Raw genomic sequence first — 18,005 nt, 5'->3', positions numbered from 1 at the left:
GCAATGACCGACCACACCCTGGCCGACGCCGGTGAAGGCTTCGACCTCGACCCCGCCGAGATCCGCGTCCTCGGCGTGCTGATGGAAAAAGCCTTCGTCACGCCGGATAACTACCCGCTCTCGGTGAACGCGATCGTCACCGGCTCGAACCAGCTCACCGGCCGCGATCCGGTGATGAATCTCACCGAAACCGAAGTCCAGGATGCGCTCGACCGGCTCATCGCGCGCAAGCTCGTGTCGAAGCGCGACCAGGCCGGCGCGCGCGTCGGCAAGTACGAACACCTCGTTCGCCTGCGCCATTCGCTGCCGCCGCCTGAACAGGCCGCGCTTGCGACGCTGATGCTGCGGGGTGCGCAAACCGCTGGCGAGATCCGCCAGCGCAGCGAACGCATGTATCGCTTCGACGACATTGCCGCGGTGGACAAGGTGCTCGAGCACCTGGGCGAAAAATACCCGCCGATGGTCGCCGCGCTGCCGAAGGCGCCCGGCACGAAGGAGACCCGCTACGCGCATCTGCTGGGCGGCCGGCAGGCTTTCGCGCAGATGGGCGAAGCCGTCGCGAGCGGGTACGCGGCAGGCGGGGCGATGCGGGGGCGGACCTCGGAACTCGATGAGGAAGTGCGGCGCCTGCGCGACGAGCTCGACCTGCTGCGCAGCGAGTTCGAGAAATTCCGCTCGCAGTTCGAATGAGCGGCCGGCTTCCGTACATCACGCTCCTATCCGCCCACCGCCCATGCTGATCCATCCCCAGTTCGACCCCATCGCATTTTCCGTCGGCCCGCTGTCGGTGCGCTGGTACGGTCTCATGTACCTGACCGCGTTCGTGCTGTTCATGACGCTCGGCCGCGTGCACGCGCGGCGGCGCCCGGAACTGGGCTGGAACGCGCAGCAGCTCGACGACCTGCTGCTATACGGCATGCTCGGCGTCGTGCTCGGCGGGCGGCTCGGCGAAGTGCTGTTCTTCCAACCCGCGTATTACCTCAGCCACCCCGCGGAGATCCTCGCAATCTGGAAGGGCGGGATGAGTTTCCACGGCGGCTTTCTCGGCGTGCTCGTCGCAATGTGGTTATATGGACGCCGCAGCGGCAAGGGTTTCTGGCAGGTCACCGATTTCATCGCGCCGCTGGTGCCGACGGGGCTTGCCGCGGGGCGCCTGGGCAATTTCATCAACGGCGAGTTGTGGGGCCGGCCGGTCGAGACCGACATGCCATGGGCGATGGTGTACCCGTGGGTCGACGCGCTCCCCCGCCATCCGTCGCAGCTCTATCAGGTGGCGGGCGAAGGCCTGCTGCTGTTCGCGATCCTGTGGGTCTATTCAGCGCGCCCGCGGCCGCTGAAGGCCGTCTCCGCAATGTTCCTGATCGGTTACGGGGTGCTGCGCTTCGCGGCCGAGTTCTTCCGCACGCCGGATCCGGGAATATTCGGCACCCTGTCGCTCGGGCTGTCCACGGCCCAGTGGTTGTGCGTGCCGATGATCGCCGTCGGCATCGGGTTGCTCGCAGCGAATCGGGCGAATCAGGCGAATCAGGCGCATTGACCGCTTTCCGCACTCGCCGTGTCGTCCGTCGCCCCCGCCAGCGCCGCGAGTGCGGCGGGCAGCATGTCGCAGGTCACGACGACATCGGCGCCGAGCGCCGACGCCGCGCGGGCAGGCATCGAGTCGAGCGACGGCACGATCGAAATGATGTACGCATCCGGCGCGACACGTCGCAACAGTCCGATGAATCTTGCCGGCTCGTTCGCCGCGACCCGCCAGTCGAGCAGCGTGACGTCGGGCCGGACGCGGAAATAGAGCTGCAGCGCCCGGCTTTCGGCATCGGCCCTGCCGACGAGATCAAACAGCGGCGAGCTCAGCAGGAAGTCGTCGAGCCGCTCGCAGCAGCGCTCTCGCGGGGCCGCCAGCATGACGCGCAGCGGCCGACCGGAAAGGGTTTGTCGACGGCGGTATTGGAGCAACGGAAGCATTCAGGCTCGTCCCGGAAATATTTCGGCCGATCATGCCACAGGCCCGACGCTGATGACATTAGGGATTCCACTCGGCATCGCGCGGACTTCGCGAGTTTGGCGTGAGGGCCCCCACGGCGTGGCGGAGGCAGCGGACGGGACGTGAAGCCCCTTCATCGGGGGGCTCCGCCGCACCATCCCGGATACGTTTGGCAACATTTACGTACTATGATGCTCTCATTGCAAGAGGAGCGACTTTAGGAGGCATGACGTGGCATCCGGACTTGTTTCTCGCAGCCTGTCGAAAGTGCGCGCAATGGTCGCCGGAGCAGGCGGAAAAAGCGGCGAGCCGTCGGAAAAAGTGCTCGCCCGCATCCGGCGGCAACTAAAGGAATGCGCCGAGGGACTGGGCGGCGAAGTGTCGACGCGGCTGCGCGCAGGCCGTCTCGCCGAAACCTATCTGAGCCTCGATGATGCGGGACGGATCGCATTCCTGCGCATGATCGCGCTCGAGTTCGGCCCCGATCCGAAAAGAATCGCGAAAGCGCACGAAGCGTATCAGGCCGCGGTGGGGACGGAGCGGCAATGGGACGCCGAAGCGCAGTTGCGCGCCGCGATGCGCTCGTCGCGGATCCGCATCCTGACCCAGTTCAACGCGATCCCGCAGGGCGTGAAGTTCCTCGTCGACCTGCGCGCGGATCTGCTTCGCTTCCTCGAGAAAGACAAGGAACTCAAGTCGCTCGACCGCGAACTCGAAGCGCGCCTGACGGCGTGGTTCGACGTCGGCTTTCTCGAGCTCACGCGGCTGACGTGGAATTCCCCCGCCGCGCTGCTCGAGAAAATCGTCCAGTACGAGGCCGTGCACGAGATCCAGTCGTGGCGGGACCTGAAGAACCGGCTCGGGTCCGACCGTCGCTGCTACGCGTTCTTCCACCCGCGGATGCCGCAGGAGCCGCTGATTTTCGTCGAAGTCGCGCTGATGGAGGATCTCGCCGACAACGTGCAGAAACTTCTCGACGAAAACGCTCCGGCGGCCGACACCGACCGCGCGACCACCGCGATCTTCTATTCGATCAGCGCGACCCAGGAAGGGCTGCGGGGCGTCTCGTTCGGCAATTTCCTGCTCAAGCGCGTCCTCGACGACCTCAAGCGCGACTTCCCGAAACTCAACACCTTCGCCACGCTCTCGCCGATCCCGGGACTGGTGCGCTGGGCTTCGAAGCATCCGGACGAAGTCGCCGCGGCGTTCACCGAAACCGACTGGAAGCGCCTGGCCGCGATCGGCATCGAGGGGCCGGACTCGGAGCGGCTCAAACCGGTACTGGCGGGGAGCCACGGATGGGTCGCCGACCGACCCCTTGCGCGCGCGCTGCGTGATCCGCTGCTGCGGACCGCTGCGGCCTACCTGCTCGGCGGCCGGCGAGACAGCAAGGCGATCGACCCGGTCGCCCGCTTCCATCTGGGCAATGGAGCCCGCATCGAGCGGCTGAACTGGCTCGCGGACACCTCGGACAAGGGACTCGACCAGTCGTGGGGGATCATGGTCAATTATCTCTATGACCCTGATCGCATCGTGACGAACGTCGAGACTTTCGCCGCCAGCGGGGAAATCGACGCCGCCGCCGGCGTGAAGCGGCTTGCACGGCGCTAACGGCGAGGCACGGTGAAGTTTCCTTTCCGGAGCACTTCAATCCGTGTCCGCCTGCTGCTGGGCAGCACGGTCGTCCAGATCCTGCTGCTGACGCTGCTGCTCGCCAACAGCGTGCGGCTGATGAACGACGCGACGTCCGCGAGCCTCGACACGCTCATCGACCAGAACGCAACGATGCTCCACGCGATGGCGGCGGCGTACGGCGACCAGCGCCAGTTCGACGTGCTGCAGGACGTGCTGGGCGAGTTGCTCGGCGAAGCCGATGAAGGCCTTGTCTATGTGCGCATCGGCACCGCCGATGGACACCTCCTCGTCAGCGCGGGGATGCCCGGGATGACCGAACTGCCGCCGGACAACTCGGACGTCGCCAACGACAGCCACCACAACGAGCTGATCCACGTGCGCCGGCCGCTGCTGCTCGAACGCAACGAAATCGGCTTCCTGCAGTTCGGCGTGTCGGTGTCGGTGCTCGCCGCAGCGCGCAAGGCGATCACCGAGCAAGGTGGGGTGATCGCGCTGGCCGAGATCCTGCTGACCTTCGCGCTGCTGTCGGGCATCGGTTTCTTGCTCACCCGCAAGCTGAGCCGCCTGCTCGCGGGCAGCCAGGCGATCGCCGAGGGGCGGCTGGACCACCGCCTGCCGGAAGACGGCCACGACGAGCTCGCCCGCCTCGCCCAGCATTTCAACGTCATGGCCGCGAACCTGCAGGACCGGATCGGGGAACTGCAGGACACGGCGGCGCGGTTGAAAACCAGCGAGCAGCGGTACGAACTCGCGATCCAGGGCGCCCACGACGGCCTGTGGGACTGGGACATCGCCGCCGGGTCGGTGTATTGCTCGCCGCGCTGCTGCGAGATCACGGGCCTTTCGGCCGACCGCCCGCTGCAGTCGCCCACCGACATCCTCGGCGGAATCCACCCGGTCGATGTATCGGCGTATCGCAACAAGCTGGTCGAGCACCTGAAGGGAGACAGCGCCCAGTTCAAGGCGGAATACCGCATGCGCCAGCACGACGGCAGCTATTGCTGGGTCATGAAGCGCGGCGTGGCGCTGCGCGGCCCCGATGGCCGCGCGTTCCGCATGGCGGGATCGATCAGTGACATCCACCTGCACAAGCTGGCGCAGATGCAGCTCCAGTTCGATGCCCTCCACGACAGCCTGACAGGACTGCCGAATCGTGCCCTGTTCCTCGAGCACGTACACAGCGCACTCGGTCAGCAGCAGCGCCGGGCCGACCGTTTCGGCTTTGCAGTACTCGCGATCGACCTTGAGCGCTTTCGCCTCGTCAATGACAGCTTCGGCCACGCCGCTGGGGACGAACTGCTGAAGAAAGTGGCGGAGGCGATCCGGGCGACGCTGCGCCAGGGCGATGTCGCGGCGCGCGTCGGCGGCGACCGGTTCGCGCTGCTGCTCAACGGCATCGACGATCCGGCCGAATCGCTGCGCCTTGCCGAGGCGCTGCGCGAGAACCTCGCGAAGCCGACGTGGCTCGCCGGCCACACGCTGTACCCGAAATGCCGCGTCGGCATCGCGCTGAGCACCGACCACAATGACGGAGAAGCCTTGCTGCGCGATGCCGACAACGCCCTGCAGCAGGCGCGCGAGGGCGGCGAGGACCGCGTGGCGATGTTCCACGTGTCGATGCACACCCAGGCGCTGCAAAGCCTGCGGCTCGAAGGCGAGCTGCGCGCGGCGCTGCGCAGCGGCGGGCTGGCGGTGTATTTCCAGCCGATCGTCGCGCTCGCCGACGGCAGCATCAGCAGCTTCGAGGCGCTGGTGCGCTGGCCGCACCCCACCGAAGGGATGCTGGCGCCGAACCTGTTCATTCCGCTCGCCGAGACCCTCGGCCTGATCCACGAGCTCGACATGCTCGTGCTGACGCGCGCCTGCGAGCACATCCTGCAGTGGCAGCGCAGGGCCAACGGCAGGCCGGTCCCCAAGGTCAGCGTCAACCTTTCCGCGTTGCAGTTTTCCCGGCCCGACCTCGCGGGCGAGATCATCGCCGAAGTCCGGCGTCATGGGCTGGCCAACGACCGGCTGCGCGTCGAAGTCACCGAAAGCGTCTTCGCCGAGTCGTACGGCTCCGCCGCGCAGGTGCTGCAGCGGCTGCGCGACGCCGGCATATCGGTGCTGATCGACGATTTCGGTACCGGCTACTCGGCGCTGAGCTACCTGCACACCATCCCGTGCGACATCGTGAAGCTGGACGGCTCGTTCGTCCGCAGCCTCGAGCACGACGAGCGCCTGCGCAAAATCGTCGCGCGAAGCATCGAGCTCGCTCACGACCTCGGCATCCGTGTAGTCGCCGAATGTATCGAAACGCCTGTGCAGGACGCGCTACTCCGGGCGATGGGATGCGACTACGGGCAGGGCTACCACTATTCGCGCCCGCTGGACCCCACGGCGGCCGAACAGTTGCTGTTCGGCACTTCGACGCTGACCGAGGCCTCGACATGATCGTCCGCCCTCTGCATTGCGCACGCTTCCTCCTGCTGTTGCTGCTGTCCGTGACCCTTCGCGCGACGGACAGCGCCGCGGCCGACCCGATGAAGCCCGAACTGTCGGGTTTCGCGACGCTCGGCGCCGTGACCACCGACCGCCGCGACATGTGGTTCACGCGTTACGGCGTCAATTACCCCAGCAGCAGCAGCGATCCGGACTTCAGCCCCGACTCGCTGCTGGGCCTGCAGGCGAGCCTGCGGCTTCTGGCCGACAACGACGTCACGCTGCAGGCCCTCGTCATGGAGGACGGGACGAACAGCTACGACCCGCGGGTCACGCTCGCTTTCTTCCGCCAGACGCTCGCGCCCGGTCTGTCGGTACGCGTGGGCCGGGTCCGTGCGCCGTTCTTCATGCTGTCGGATTCGCTGTACGTGAACTACTCGAATCCCTGGGTGCGCCCGCCCGTCGAAGTGTACGGCCTCAATCCGTTCAACGACCTCGACGGCATCGATTTCATCTACCATGCTCGGATCGGCGACCTGGACGCCGAATTCCACCCCTATTACGGCCGCAGCGCGATCTCGTTTCTGCAGGGCAGGGCGCGGCTCGACGAGACCTGGGGCCTCGGTCTAGTGCTGACGCGGGGCGATCTTTCGCTGCATCTCGGACGCGCCAACGCACGATTCATGCTCAAGCGCCACGGCGCCCAGCATGCCGCGCTCACCGCAGGCCTTGCCGCGGTCGGACTGGGCGGCGTGACAAGCGATCTGTCGGGCGACGACGGCAGGACGAGTTTCACTTCGGTCGGGCTGCAATGGGACGACGGCCGCTGGCAGGTCATCGGCGAATATGTGCGCCGGCGAGCCGACCGCTACGTGACGAGTTCGAGCGCGTGGTACCTGAGCGCCGGCAGGCGCTTCGGCGCGCTGACGCCCTACGTCTCGTTCGCGCGTCAGATCCTCGACGAACCGATCGCCAGGGCAACGATTCCGGCGTCCTTCCCAGCGCTCGATGCAGGCTGGAAGGCGTACCTGACCTCGCGCAACAACGCTCAGCGCAGCATCACCGCCGGGGGACGCTGGGACGTCTCGCCCACCACCGCGCTCAAGGCAGAATTCACTCACGCCCGGCTGGATCGCAACGCCTGGGGGTCCTACTTCCCGCGCGGCAATATGCAGGCTGCCCGAATCGCGGGAAATACGGCGAACACGTTCAGCCTCTCGCTCGACCTGACTTTCTGAGACGATCCAGGTGAAGCGCATCCCCCTCGGAATTCTCGTCACGGCGGCCCTGGCGCTGTTCGCCCCGCTCGCCGCGGCGCAGATCGTCATCGTCACCAGCGCCGACGGCAGAATTGGCGAATTGTCACGACAGCAGGCCGAGCAGCTGTATCTCGGGCGCACCCGCAGCCTGCCCGACGGGACACCGGTCGCACTTGTCGACCTGCCGGCGGGCAGGGTGCGGGACCGTTTCTACGAGCAACTCACCGGCAAGAACCCGAGCCAGATCCGCGCCTACTGGTCACGCATGGTTTTCACGGGCCGCGCGCTGCCGCCGCAGCAAGCTGAAAACGTCCGCGAACTTGGCGCGCGCCTCATGACCGACCCGAACCTGATCGGTTATCTGTCGGCCGCCGATGCGGATCCCCACATGAAAGTGCTGCTCAAGCTTCCCTGAGCGCCGCTCTCCCTGCGCATCGGCTCGAATCACGGCCGCAAAGCGCGAGGTGCCCCGATTTCCCCGCAAGATACGCAAGACGCTTGACCGATCCGGCAGGCAATGTTGTAATGCGAATCGTTCCTATTCGTTATATTAAAACATGCCAAACGAGCTCTCCCTCCCGCCGCGAGCCACGCACCTCCATCCGGTTGAAGGGGCATCGCGGGGAAGCACGACGGAACAGCACCCGCAGGCGATCCCGAGCGCCCAGCTGCTGCTCGGGCGTCCGAGCGTGACGATCGACCACGACGGAATGCATTACGTCCTGCGCGCGACCCGCGCGGGGAAACTTATCTTGACAAAGTGATCCTGCGGCAAGCGGGCGAACAAACGGAATAACGAGGCTAGACTATGTACGTCTGCGTCTGCAACGCGGTAACGGATCGTCACATCGAACAGGCAGTCAGCGAAGGCGCATCGACCTTGCGCGAGCTGCGCACGAAACTCGGCGTGGCGAGCGAATGTGGCCGCTGCGCGACGTGCGCCCGCGATTGCCTGCGTTCAGCGCTGGCAGAGCAGACCGCGACTCCGGCCCCCGCCGTCGTCGCGTCCTCGTTCTCGTTTGCCGCGGAGGCCCTATGAAAGGCGACGTCAAAGTCATCCAGTTTCTCAACAAGCAGCTGACCAGCGAGCTCACCGCCGTCAACCAGTACTTCCTGCATGCGCGCATGTACAAGAACTGGGGCCTGGGGCGGCTCGGTCATCACGAGTACGAAGAATCGATCGAGGAAATGAAGCACGCCGACAAGCTCATCGGGCGCGTGCTGTTTCTCGAAGGGCTGCCGAATCTGCAGAATCTGAACAAGCTCTTGGTCGGCGAAAACGTCCCCGAGTGCCTGGAAGGAGACCTGAAGCTCGAATTGGCGGCGCGGACCGACCTCATCGAAATGATCGCGTACTGTGAAACCTCTCAGGACTACGTTTCGCGCGAACTGTTCGAGGAGCTCCTCGAGGATACCGAAGAGCACATCGACTATCTCGAAACGCAGCTCGAGCTCATCGGCAAGGTAGGCCTGCAGAACTACCTGCAGTCGCAGATGGAAAGCTCCAGCTAGTTGCCACTGCCGCCGGGCCGGGGTACGTGCTGTACCCTCCGGCACCCGACTGGCGCGCGGCCGGCCTCCCCCTCCACTCCACACCCACTCCCGCCCGTTCTCGCGCAGAATCCGCCAGGTACCGGGCAGACGCGCGGAACAGACCCGATGAACCTCTCGCATAGCCTTCCCTCAGATTCGTTCCTCGACCGGCAGGATCCCGCACCGCGTCGCGAGCCGGCTGCCGCACCGCGCCCGGCCACAAGGTCCCGCCTGAAGACCGGAGGCCAGTCGCCCCTTCGGCCCGAGGCACGCAACCGGCGCGAACGTCGCCTGATGCTCGTGCTCGTCGCGCTCGCGCACGCTGCCGCGGCGATCGGGTTCGCGCGATTTCAGCCGGCTCCCGCCGAAGCACCGCAGCCGCCGATCACCGTCGCGCTGATCGAACCTCCTGCGGTGATCCCGATGGCGGCACCGGCTCCCGTCCTGCCGACACCGCCGAAACCGGAAGTCAGCAAGCCGCAGCCCGCGCCACCCAAGGCGGCGCCGCGCCAAAGCCGGCCGGCGCCGGCGAAAGTCACGCCGCCCCCGGTCCCGCTCACGGACTCCGCCACTGCGGTCAGCAACGACGAACCGCCGACGCCCCCCGCCCCCGTCGTCCGGACTCCCGCCCCGCCTGCCGAGGCCCCCGCCGCGCCGCCGCAGCCCGCGGTCCGTTCCCGCCCGGCGGAGACCGTCGCCGCGCGTTTCGACGCCGCCTACCTGAACAATCCGCCGCCGGCCTACCCGCCGCTGTCGCGCAGGATGCGGGAGGAAGGCAAGGTCATGCTGCGCGTCTTCGTGACAGGCGAGGGCATGCCCGGCAAGATCGAACTCTCTGCAAGCTCGGGCTCGCGCCGGCTTGACACCGCGGCCGAGAACGCCGTGTCCCGCTGGCGCTTCGTGCCCGCGAAGCAGGACGGACGCAATGTCGACGCGTGGGTCGTCGTGCCGATCATTTTCAAACTCGAAGGACTGTGAACATGCCTAGCGACACTTTCGGCCTTGCGCACCTGTGGGGCCAATCCGACCTCATCATCAAGCTCGTCGCCTTCACGCTCGTCGTGATGTCGGTGGCGAGCTGGTATCTGATCCTGGTCCGCACCGTGCGCCAGTTCCGCGCCCGCCGCTTCGACAACGCCGTCGAAGCGTTCTGGAACGCCCCGCATCTCGACGAAGGCCTCGCGCGGCTGTCCGGCGCGGCACCCGATTCGCCGTTCGAAGCGCTCGCGCGCCAGGGCGCGGCGGCCGCCGAACATCTGCGCCGCCACACGCACGACGACACGCTGGGCGGCAAGCTCGACGCCGACGAGTTCGTGACCCGCGCGATGCGCAAGTCGATCGCGCTGTCGACGGCGCAGCTCGAGTCGGGCCTCACGGTGCTCGCGTCGATCGGCTCGACCGCGCCTTTCGTCGGCCTGTTCGGCACCGTGTGGGGCATCTACCACGCGCTGATCGGCATCAGCACATCGGGGATGGCGACGCTCGACAAGGTCGCCGGCCCGGTCGGCGAGGCCTTGATCATGACCGCGTTCGGCCTGTTCGTCGCGATCCCGGCGGTTCTCGCGTTCAACACGTTCACCCGCGCAAACCGCCTCGAGCTTTCCGAACTCGACGCGTTCGCACACGACCTGCACGCCTGGTTCACGACCGGCACGCGGCTGGCGAGCGCACCGACCGGCGACATGGCCGCGGGCGCCAGCACAACTGCCCGCGGCGCGGCGCCGGTCCAGCTGCGCGTGCCGACACCGGGAGCCGCGTGATGGCTTTCGGCGGATTCAGCCAGGAAGGGCGCGGCGCCCCGATGAGCGAGATCAACATGGTGCCGCTGATCGACGTCATGCTGGTGCTGCTGATCGTGTTCATGATCACCGCCCCGCTACTGACCCATGCGGTCAAGATCGATCTGCCGAACGCGGCCAGCGCGGCGGCGAACGAGAAGCCGGAAACGGTGACGCTGGCGATCGACGAGGCCGGCACGCTGTACTGGAACGACCGCCGGATCAGCGACGCCGAGCTGCAGGCACGCTTCGCTGAGGCCGCGGCGAACCCGGTGCAGCCGGAGCTGCACCTGCGCGCGGACCGCGAGACGCGCTACCAGAAGCTCGCCGAAGTGATGTCCGCGGCGCGCCTCGCCGGCATCCAGAAAATGGGCTTCGTCACCGTTCCCGAGAACTGACCGGCAGGCGCGGCGGCGACTACGTCCCCGCCTGCCCACACCTCCCGGCCGCCGTCCGCGCGGCCGCACGCGCCGGTCTCCCGCCGGCGGCATGTCATAATCACCCGCCCCGCTCCGGCGCGGGAACCCCTGCCTGCAATACGATACAAAGCAGCGGCATGCCTTCCCGTATTCTTCGGGCTGCAATCCTTATCGAATGCACGGCACACTGTGCGCAGGCAACCCCGAGTCCGGTCACTACATGAATCCCTCCGCACCTTCCCCGAAGCGACGCTGGCGTCGCGTTGCGATCGCATTGCTCAGTCTCGCACTGCTCGGCGCAGGGGGTTATTTCGCCTGGTCGAAATATCTCGCAAAGCCCGACGAAGCGTCCGGTTACCAGTTCACGAGCATCTCACGCGGCGATATCGAGGATGTCGTGACCGCGACCGGCATGCTGCAGCCGCGCGACTACGTCGATGTCGGTGCGCAGGTGTCGGGGCAGTTGAAGAAGATCCACGTCGAAGTCGGCTCGGAAGTGAAAGCCGGCGAACTGCTCGCCGAGATCGACCCGATCGTGCTGCAGAGCCGCGTCGATGCGACGCGCGCGCAGCTGCGCAACCTGCGTGCGCAGCTGATGCAGCGCGAATCCGACCGGCGACTCGCCGACCTGCAGCTGCGGCGCCAACGCAACCTGATGGCGGAAGACGCGACCACCGCCGACGCGCTGCAGACGGCCGAAGCGACGCAACTCGGCGCGCAGGCGCAGGTCGAGGCGCTCAAGGCGCAGATCGACCAGACCGAATCGAACCTGCGTGCCGACGAGGCAAACCTCAACTACGCGCGCATTTATGCGCCGATCACCGGCACCGTCGTGTCGATCACCGCGCGCCAGGGTCAGACGCTGATCGCCAGCCAGCAGGCGCCGGTGATCCTGCGCGTCGCCGACCTGTCGACGATGACCGTGCAGACGCAGGTTTCCGAGGCGGACGTGAGCCGCCTCACGCTCGGCATGGACGCCTACTTCACGACCCTCGGCGGCGAAGGGCGCCGCTGGCGGGGGACGCTGCGCAAGATCGAGCCGACGCCGGTCGTGCAGAACAACGTCGTGCTCTACAACGCGCTGTTCGACGTCTCGAACCCGGAGCAGGCGCTGATGACGCAGATGACGGCGCAAGTGTTCTTTGTCGTCGCCGCCGCGCGCGATGCGCTGCTGGTGCCGATGTCGGCATTTTCCACCGCAGCGCCGCGGGTCACGCGCACGGCTGCCGGCGGCAACGCAGCGGGCGGTGGCGAAGCCCGCCCATCCCGCCCGCGCGGCCCGGCCAGCGGCACCGCCGGGCCGCGCCATCGCACCGTCCGGGTCGCGGCGGCCGACGGCACGCTGCAGGAGCGGCGCGTTGAAGTCGGGGTCAGCAATCGCGTCCAGGCCCAGGTGCTGTCCGGCCTCGAGGAAGGCGACCGCGTCGTCTCCGGCGCGGCGCTGCGCACCGACGCCCCCGCCGCCGCGCGACGCACGCCGCGGCTATGAAAACCGAGCCGTTCATCGGCGCGCTGGGCGCCGACACGAAAGTCGGCACGTCCGCGGGCGTGCCGTTGATCGAACTGTCCGGTGTGACGAAAACGTTCCGCAACGGCGAGCTCGCCGTCGAGGTACTGCATGGCATCGACCTGACGATCCTGCCGGGCGAATTCGTCGCCATCGTCGGCAGTTCAGGCTCGGGAAAATCGACGCTGATGAACATCCTCGGCTGCCTCGACCGCCCGACGAGCGGCAGCTACCGCTTCATGGGCCGCGACGTCGCGGCGTTCGACCGCGACGACCTCGCGCGGCTGCGGCGCGAGACGTTCGGCTTCGTGTTCCAGAGCTACAACCTGATCGGCGGCGCGAGCGCGCGCGAAAACGTCGAAGTGCCGGCGGTCTATTCCGGCATGCCGCCGGCCGAACGCCACGCGCGCGCAACCGGCCTGCTCGCGTCGCTCGGCCTGGGCGAGCGCACCGAGCACCGGCCGAACCAGCTCTCCGGCGGCCAGCAGCAGCGCGTGTCGATCGCGCGTGCGCTGATGAACGGCGGCCGCGTGATCCTCGCCGACGAACCGACCGGCGCGCTCGACAGCAAGAGCGGCGCCGAAGTCATGCAGCTGCTCAACAAGCTGTCCGCCGACGGCCACACGATCATCCTGATCACACATGAGCGCGAGGTCGCCGAGCAGGCGCAGCGCATCATCGAGATCCGCGACGGCCACATCGTCGCCGACGCCGGCCCCCGTCCGCGCCCCGGCGTCGAGCCCGACTTCGCGCCGCACGTCGATCGCACGTCGCCGCTGTCCGACATCGTCGAGGCCGGCCGGACCGCGCTGCGGGCGCTACGCGCGAACATCTTTCGCGCCGCGCTGACGCTGCTTGGCATCGTCATCGGCGTCGCCGCGGTGATCGCGATGCTCGCGATCGGCGACGGGGCGAAGCAGGACGTCGTCGACCGCATCAGCTCGATGGGGACCAATCTGCTGACGGTGCGCCCCGGCGCGCCGAACCAGCGCGGCCGCGACACCACGGCGACGCTCGTGCTCGACGACGTGCGTGCGATCCGCGACCTGCCAAACGTGCTCGCCGCGGTGCCCGAACAGAGCTCGACGGTAACGATCCGCTCCGGCAACGCCGATCACCGCACTTCCGCGAACGCGACCGGCGCCGACTTCACGCTCGCGCGCGACTGGCCGATCGCCCGCGGCACATTCTTCAGCGCCACCGACGAGCGTCGCTACGCGACCGTCGCGGTGCTCGGCCAGACGGTCGCGAATGCGCTGTTCGGCGACGCTGATCCGGTCGGCGAGTTCGTGCTCGTCAACAGCATCATGTTCCAGGTCGTCGGCGTCATGGGTCCGATGGGCGCGACGCCATGGGGCTCGGACCAGGACGACGTGATCTTCGTGCCGTACTCGACCGGCAGCCTGCGGCTGTTCGGCCAACGGCACCTGCGCAGCGCCACCGTCGCGGTCGAGGACGTCGCGCAGATCGACGACACGCAGGCGGCGGTGCACGAGTTGCTGCAGGCGCGCCACAGCGGCGTCGAGGACTTCCAGATCCGCAACATGGCGTCGGTCATCGAGAGCGTGTCCGAAACGCAGAACACCCTGACGGTGCTGCTCGGCACCGTCGCCGCGATCTCGCTGCTCGTCGGCGGCATTGGCGTCATGAACATCATGCTGGTGTCGGTGACCGAGCGCACCCGCGAGATCGGCATCCGCATGGCGACCGGCGCGCGGATGAAGAACATCCTGCAGCAGTTCCTCATCGAGGCGCTCGTCGTCTCGGCGCTCGGCGGCGTCATCGGCGTCGTCGTCGGCCTCGGTGCCGCGGCGATCATCGAAGCCTTCGACACGCCGATCGTCTACTCGGCTCCGCCGGTGCTGCTCGCATTCGGCTGTGCCTTCGCAACCGGCCTCGTCTTCGGCTACCTGCCGGCACGCAAGGCGGCCCGCCTCGATCCGGTCATCGCGCTCGCCTCGGAATGACATTCTCGATGCCCTCATCCTCCTTTCCCGCGCCGCGCGGCAGCTCGTCCCAAGCCGGCCTGCGCCGGCGGCGCACTTTGCTCCTCGCAGCCGTTGCGCTGCTCGTCACCGGCTGCGCGATCACCGAACCGGCGACGCGGCCCGGGCTGACGATGCCGCCGGGCTGGTCCGAGCCCGTGCCCGCCGTCGCGATGCAACCGGGCGCTGGCTGGTGGCGCAGTTTTTCGTCGCGCCAGCTCGAAAGCCTGATCGACGAGGCGCTCGCCGGCAGCCCCGATTTCCGCATCGCGGCGGAACGCGTGCGCCAGGCCGAGATTCAGCTGCGCGCGGCCGGCGCGTCGCTGCTGCCGTTCGCAAGCGTCGGCGGCGACACCGACTGGCGGCGCACCGACCCCGCGAGAGGACGTGCCATCGACAGCGAATCGTCGGGCGCGAGCCTCGCGATCAGCTACGAGGTCGACCTGTGGGGCCGGCTCGCTGCGGGCGTCGCTGGCGCCGGCGCGAGCCTTGCGGCGACCCGCCACGACTTCGAGGCGGTGCGGCTGACGCTCGTCGCCGGCGTCGCGAACACGTATTTCCAGCTGCTCACAACCCGCACCCGCCTCGACATCGCCCGCGACAACCTCGCGATCGCCGAGCGCGTGTTCAACATCGTCGAGGCCCGCTATCGCAACGGTGCGGCCTCCGCGCTCGACATCAGCCGCCAGCGCGGCACCGTGCTCGCGCAGCGCGCCGCGCTGCTGCCGCTCGAAAATCAGGAGCGCCAGACGCTCACCGCGCTCGCGGTGCTGCTCGGCCGCGTCCCGCAGGACTTCGGCGTCAACGGCGAAACGCTCGCTGCGCTCGCGATTCCCGAAGTCGCCCCGGGCCTGCCTGCCGACCTGCTGGTGCGCCGCCCGGACCTCGCCAGTGCCGAAGCGCAGCTCGCCGGGGCGGACGCCGACGTCGCCGCCGCGCGCGCCGCGCTCTTGCCGTCGGTGCAGCTTTCCGGCTCGGCCGGCCTCGCGAGCACGGCGCTGCTGTCGCTCGCGAATCCGTCGAACAGCGTCGCGCTCACCGCGAGCCTCGCGCAGACGCTGTTCGACGGCGGGCGCCTGCGCGGCGACGTCGAGGCGGCGCGCTCGCGCCGGCGCGAATTCGTCGAAAACTACCGCGCCGCAATCTTCACCGCGCTGAAGGAGGTCGAGGACGCCCTCGGCAATGTCGACCGCAACCGTCGCCAGGAAGACACCCAGCAGCTGATCCGCGACGAGGCGGCGCGCGCCCTGCGGCTCGCCGAACTGCGCTACCGTGAAGGCGCCGACGACCTCCTCGCGGTGCTCGACGCGCAGCGCACGCTGTTCCAGGCGCAGGACCAGCTCGCGCAGCTGCGCTTCGCGCGCCTGTCCGCCGCGCTCGACCTCTTCAAGGCACTCGGCGGCGGGTGGGAACATTTCGGCCCGACAGCTTCCGGCGAGCGAGGGACTCGCAGTAATTCGGGTTGAACAAGGCAAAGGCGGCCATTGCAGTTGTCCACGCGTTCAACAGCAATTACTGCTGAACCTGGCCGATCAGCTGTGCGCTTTTCGGGTCATAGACCACGTCAGTAATCGACCCATCCCGTATGCGCTGAACCGCTTCGTCAATGACATGAAGGGGTACCAGGAACCACTCCCTTGGTTTCACTGGATTTCCAAAGCGATCTTCGATGGTCAAATCGAGCTGTGCTGCGCCAAACAGACGGTGGAAGATGTTCTCCAACCGGGTGCGATTGAGGTTGTGCAGCTTGTAGGTGGCAACCACCTGCACGTCGGCCAGCAGGTAGGTCGCGTCCTTGGACGCGGCCGCGATGCGGCTTTCCACCTTGCCGCCGGTCACGCCGATCTTGTGGATCAGCTCACGGTGCTCGGCAACGAACAGGTGCTTTGACAGGCTGCGCAGCACATAAATGGTGCCGGATTCGATGTCGTCGGGCTCGACCGCCTCGCCGAACAGCGGGCCCATGTCCGGATCGGTCAGGCGGCGGCCTGTCTCATCCTTGTATAGGGCGCGCTGCAGGGAGCGCAGTAGCAGATCGCTTTCGGTGCCGTTGGCGTAGATGACGCGCAGGCGGGCATTTGTCTCCTTGTTAGGCGTGCGGTACTGATCGCCCATTTCGGCCACATATGCCAATTGCCCGCCAAGGATGAAAAAGTTGCCTATGGCAATGCTGGCATCACGTCCGAAGCGTAGCGTTTTGCGGATGCCGGTTTTCAGCTCCCGTTCTACCTGCTCAAAGAGCGGTTGATATTTATCGAAATCGGCGCAGGGTGTGCGCTCGGCGATCTCCTCGGCGGCACGCTTCTCAGCGCTGGAGCGCACATGGCGCAGCACGGTGATGTCGTTCTGCCCGGTGGGCGTGTGGGTGACGCCGAGTTCGGCCAGCAAGGCGTCTTCGTCCAAGGCGTCGGCATCGGCGGAGCTTGCCGCTGCGCCAGGAGACAGCAGACCGGGCGCATCCATCTCGGCCAGCAAGGCGCGCGCTTCCGGCAATTTGCGCAACCGGTCCAGGCGAACCGCATACAGGCGCTCGAAGATGTCGCGGCCTTCACCATGCAGCGGCGCGCAGCCATGAGTCTGATGAAAGCGCAGAATATCCTCGAAGCCGGCGACGATGCGTTCCTCGCGCGGGGTTCGGCTGGAGATCTTGAGCGGCGTGACTTCCACCCCCAGCGCATCCAGCAGTTCGTCGTCATCCATTTCAGCCATTGGCGGACTCTTCCTTTTCCTGCGCCGCCCTGGCCTGGGCGCGGCAACGCGCCAGCGCAGCCACCCCTTCGGCCATGCGTTTTTCCCACGCATCGGCAGAATTGATATCGGGCAGGCGGCCTCGCTCGTTCTTGAACGACAAGGCACGCTTCGCCAGCTCACGGGCCTCGTCTTCAGGAATGCTCACCTTCTTGGCGGCAATGCTGGCCTGCACCTGGCGCAGCGATTTTTCGTCCATCGCTTTCGCCAGCACCGCATAGGCCGCATCGAAGGGATTGATGCGGTCGATCAGGTCGATATCCAGCTCGCGCACGTTGACGAACTTGCGCACCCCCTCCAGCAAGGCCGTACTGCCTTGCACGGCATCGCTGCCCTCGGCATCAGCCTGTGCCAACGCCAGCTTGGCCTGCTGCGTGACGTTCATCGCCGCGATGGCGTGCTGCCGGATGGCCTCCTGATCGGCCGCGCTCAACTCCGGATAACGCTCGCGCACGATCTTGCCCATGCGCAACTGGGTCAGCTCTTCGGGCAGGGTGTTTTCCTGGTCGAACAGGCCGCGCTCCAGCGCGGTCTTGTCCTGCAGGAAACTGGTGACGACTTCGTTCAAATCCTCTCTGCAGATACGCGTTGCCTCGGCCGTTTCCGGCTTAGCCAGCCCGTTGATCTCGACGTGATACTGGCCGGTGGCTTCATTCACACCGACGTTGGTCTGACGATTGAGTCCGTAAACTGCTGTAAATCGAGTGGCAGGTAGCCACCGCTTCAGTTCGGTACG

18 protein-coding genes are annotated in these 18,005 nt (G+C 67.1%); 15 read left to right on the top strand and 3 right to left on the bottom strand.

Going from position 1 to position 18,005, the window contains the following annotated elements; translation table 11 throughout:
- Nucleotides 1-3 precede the first annotated feature (3 nt).
- Nucleotides 4-690 (top strand): YceH family protein, encoded by a 687-nt coding sequence (locus pbN1_RS12410; protein ID WP_169119825.1) that lies wholly within the window; start codon nucleotides 4-6, stop codon nucleotides 688-690.
- Nucleotides 691-733: 43 nt separating this feature from the next.
- Nucleotides 734-1,537 (top strand): prolipoprotein diacylglyceryl transferase, encoded by an 804-nt coding sequence (gene lgt, locus pbN1_RS12405; protein ID WP_169203850.1) that lies wholly within the window; start codon nucleotides 734-736, stop codon nucleotides 1,535-1,537.
- Here lgt and pbN1_RS12400 read toward each other — a convergent pair.
- The gene (locus tag pbN1_RS12400; RefSeq protein ID WP_169203849.1) at nucleotides 1,525-1,965 is read right to left on the bottom strand and encodes a two-component system response regulator; all 441 of its coding nucleotides are present in this window, start codon (nucleotides 1,963-1,965) and stop codon (nucleotides 1,525-1,527) included. The genes lgt and pbN1_RS12400 overlap by 13 nt on opposite strands.
- A gap of 250 nt (nucleotides 1,966-2,215) precedes the next feature.
- On the opposite strand from pbN1_RS12400, the gene pbN1_RS12395 reads away from it, so the two are divergent.
- The 13 genes from pbN1_RS12395 (at nucleotide 2,216) to pbN1_RS12335 (ending at nucleotide 15,987) form a co-directional block, all read left to right on the top strand.
- Nucleotides 2,216-3,595: a malonyl-CoA decarboxylase gene (locus pbN1_RS12395; RefSeq protein ID WP_244856942.1), complete on the top strand. Its 1,380-nt coding sequence runs from the start codon at nucleotides 2,216-2,218 to the stop codon at nucleotides 3,593-3,595.
- A gap of 12 nt (nucleotides 3,596-3,607) precedes the next feature.
- The gene (locus pbN1_RS12390) at nucleotides 3,608-6,052 is read left to right on the top strand and encodes an EAL domain-containing protein (RefSeq protein WP_169203848.1); all 2,445 of its coding nucleotides are present in this window, start codon (nucleotides 3,608-3,610) and stop codon (nucleotides 6,050-6,052) included.
- On the top strand, nucleotides 6,049-7,278 hold the full coding sequence (locus pbN1_RS12385; protein WP_169203847.1) for a hypothetical protein: 1,230 nt from the start codon (nucleotides 6,049-6,051) through the stop codon (nucleotides 7,276-7,278). Before pbN1_RS12390 ends, pbN1_RS12385 begins: the two co-directional genes overlap by 4 nt.
- Before the next feature lie 10 nt (nucleotides 7,279-7,288).
- Nucleotides 7,289-7,714: a type 2 periplasmic-binding domain-containing protein gene (locus tag pbN1_RS12380; protein WP_169203846.1), complete on the top strand. Its 426-nt coding sequence runs from the start codon at nucleotides 7,289-7,291 to the stop codon at nucleotides 7,712-7,714.
- Nucleotides 7,715-7,856: 142 nt separating this feature from the next.
- A complete protein-coding gene (locus pbN1_RS12375) occupies nucleotides 7,857-8,063 on the top strand; it encodes a hemin uptake protein HemP (RefSeq protein ID WP_169203845.1) in 207 nt (68 codons plus the stop codon).
- A 44-nt stretch (nucleotides 8,064-8,107) separates the two neighbouring features.
- Nucleotides 8,108-8,338 (top strand): bacterioferritin-associated ferredoxin, encoded by a 231-nt coding sequence (locus pbN1_RS12370; protein ID WP_169203844.1) that lies wholly within the window; start codon nucleotides 8,108-8,110, stop codon nucleotides 8,336-8,338.
- Entirely contained in the window at nucleotides 8,335-8,811 is a 477-nt protein-coding gene (gene bfr, locus pbN1_RS12365) for a bacterioferritin (RefSeq protein WP_169203843.1), read from the top strand. The genes pbN1_RS12370 and bfr overlap by 4 nt, the downstream gene beginning before the upstream one ends.
- Before the next feature lie 147 nt (nucleotides 8,812-8,958).
- Nucleotides 8,959-9,810, top strand: a complete 852-nt coding sequence (locus pbN1_RS12360) for an energy transducer TonB (protein ID WP_244856940.1) — start codon at nucleotides 8,959-8,961, stop codon at nucleotides 9,808-9,810.
- A 2-nt stretch (nucleotides 9,811-9,812) separates the two neighbouring features.
- Entirely contained in the window at nucleotides 9,813-10,592 is a 780-nt protein-coding gene (locus pbN1_RS12355) for a MotA/TolQ/ExbB proton channel family protein (RefSeq protein WP_169204290.1), read from the top strand.
- The gene (locus tag pbN1_RS12350; RefSeq protein ID WP_169204291.1) at nucleotides 10,592-11,008 is read left to right on the top strand and encodes an ExbD/TolR family protein; all 417 of its coding nucleotides are present in this window, start codon (nucleotides 10,592-10,594) and stop codon (nucleotides 11,006-11,008) included. The genes pbN1_RS12355 and pbN1_RS12350 overlap by 1 nt, the downstream gene beginning before the upstream one ends.
- A gap of 241 nt (nucleotides 11,009-11,249) precedes the next feature.
- Nucleotides 11,250-12,518 (top strand): efflux RND transporter periplasmic adaptor subunit, encoded by a 1,269-nt coding sequence (locus pbN1_RS12345; RefSeq protein WP_210147484.1) that lies wholly within the window; start codon nucleotides 11,250-11,252, stop codon nucleotides 12,516-12,518.
- Nucleotides 12,515-14,503: a MacB family efflux pump subunit gene (locus pbN1_RS12340; protein WP_169204235.1), complete on the top strand. Its 1,989-nt coding sequence runs from the start codon at nucleotides 12,515-12,517 to the stop codon at nucleotides 14,501-14,503. The genes pbN1_RS12345 and pbN1_RS12340 overlap by 4 nt, the downstream gene beginning before the upstream one ends.
- Nucleotides 14,504-14,511: 8 nt before the next feature.
- On the top strand, nucleotides 14,512-15,987 hold the full coding sequence (locus pbN1_RS12335; protein WP_244856938.1) for an efflux transporter outer membrane subunit: 1,476 nt from the start codon (nucleotides 14,512-14,514) through the stop codon (nucleotides 15,985-15,987).
- Nucleotides 15,988-16,033: 46 nt separating this feature from the next.
- On the opposite strand, the gene pbN1_RS12330 is transcribed toward pbN1_RS12335, so the two are convergent.
- Together pbN1_RS12330 and pbN1_RS12325 are read right to left on the bottom strand one after the other, a co-directional pair.
- On the bottom strand, nucleotides 16,034-17,230 hold the full coding sequence (locus tag pbN1_RS12330) for a GIY-YIG nuclease family protein (RefSeq protein WP_169204233.1): 1,197 nt from the start codon (nucleotides 17,228-17,230) through the stop codon (nucleotides 16,034-16,036).
- Nucleotides 17,223-17,927, bottom strand: a complete 705-nt coding sequence (locus pbN1_RS12325; RefSeq protein ID WP_210147483.1) for a hypothetical protein — start codon at nucleotides 17,925-17,927, stop codon at nucleotides 17,223-17,225. The genes pbN1_RS12330 and pbN1_RS12325 overlap by 8 nt, the downstream gene beginning before the upstream one ends.
- Between the last annotated feature and the right edge of the window lie 78 nt (nucleotides 17,928-18,005).

Source organism: Aromatoleum bremense (genome assembly GCF_017894365.1).
In the GTDB taxonomy this organism is placed as follows: domain Bacteria; phylum Pseudomonadota; class Gammaproteobacteria; order Burkholderiales; family Rhodocyclaceae; genus Aromatoleum; species Aromatoleum bremense.
This window is presented reverse-complemented; position numbering and strand designations above follow the sequence as displayed.

What these genes read in the sequence shown, in the direction of transcription:
- pbN1_RS12370 (WP_169203844.1), top strand. Translation starts at nt 8,108, where the DNA reads ATGTACGTCTGCGTCTGCAACGCGGTAACGGATCGTCACATCGAACAG.
- bfr (WP_169203843.1), top strand. Translation starts at nt 8,335, where the DNA reads ATGAAAGGCGACGTCAAAGTCATCCAGTTTCTCAACAAGCAGCTGACC.
- pbN1_RS12385 (WP_169203847.1), top strand. Translation starts at nt 6,049, where the DNA reads ATGATCGTCCGCCCTCTGCATTGCGCACGCTTCCTCCTGCTGTTGCTG.
- pbN1_RS12335 (WP_244856938.1), top strand. Translation starts at nt 14,512, where the DNA reads ATGCCCTCATCCTCCTTTCCCGCGCCGCGCGGCAGCTCGTCCCAAGCC.
- pbN1_RS12350 (WP_169204291.1), top strand. Translation starts at nt 10,592, where the DNA reads ATGGCTTTCGGCGGATTCAGCCAGGAAGGGCGCGGCGCCCCGATGAGC.
- pbN1_RS12360 (WP_244856940.1), top strand. Translation starts at nt 8,959, where the DNA reads ATGAACCTCTCGCATAGCCTTCCCTCAGATTCGTTCCTCGACCGGCAG.
- pbN1_RS12330 (WP_169204233.1), bottom strand. Translation starts at nt 17,230, where the DNA reads ATGGCTGAAATGGATGACGACGAACTGCTGGATGCGCTGGGGGTGGAA.
- lgt (WP_169203850.1), top strand. Translation starts at nt 734, where the DNA reads ATGCTGATCCATCCCCAGTTCGACCCCATCGCATTTTCCGTCGGCCCG.
- pbN1_RS12340 (WP_169204235.1), top strand. Translation starts at nt 12,515, where the DNA reads ATGAAAACCGAGCCGTTCATCGGCGCGCTGGGCGCCGACACGAAAGTC.
- pbN1_RS12400 (WP_169203849.1), bottom strand. Translation starts at nt 1,965, where the DNA reads ATGCTTCCGTTGCTCCAATACCGCCGTCGACAAACCCTTTCCGGTCGG.
- pbN1_RS12375 (WP_169203845.1), top strand. Translation starts at nt 7,857, where the DNA reads ATGCCAAACGAGCTCTCCCTCCCGCCGCGAGCCACGCACCTCCATCCG.
- pbN1_RS12345 (WP_210147484.1), top strand. Translation starts at nt 11,250, where the DNA reads ATGAATCCCTCCGCACCTTCCCCGAAGCGACGCTGGCGTCGCGTTGCG.
- pbN1_RS12355 (WP_169204290.1), top strand. Translation starts at nt 9,813, where the DNA reads ATGCCTAGCGACACTTTCGGCCTTGCGCACCTGTGGGGCCAATCCGAC.
- pbN1_RS12410 (WP_169119825.1), top strand. Translation starts at nt 4, where the DNA reads ATGACCGACCACACCCTGGCCGACGCCGGTGAAGGCTTCGACCTCGAC.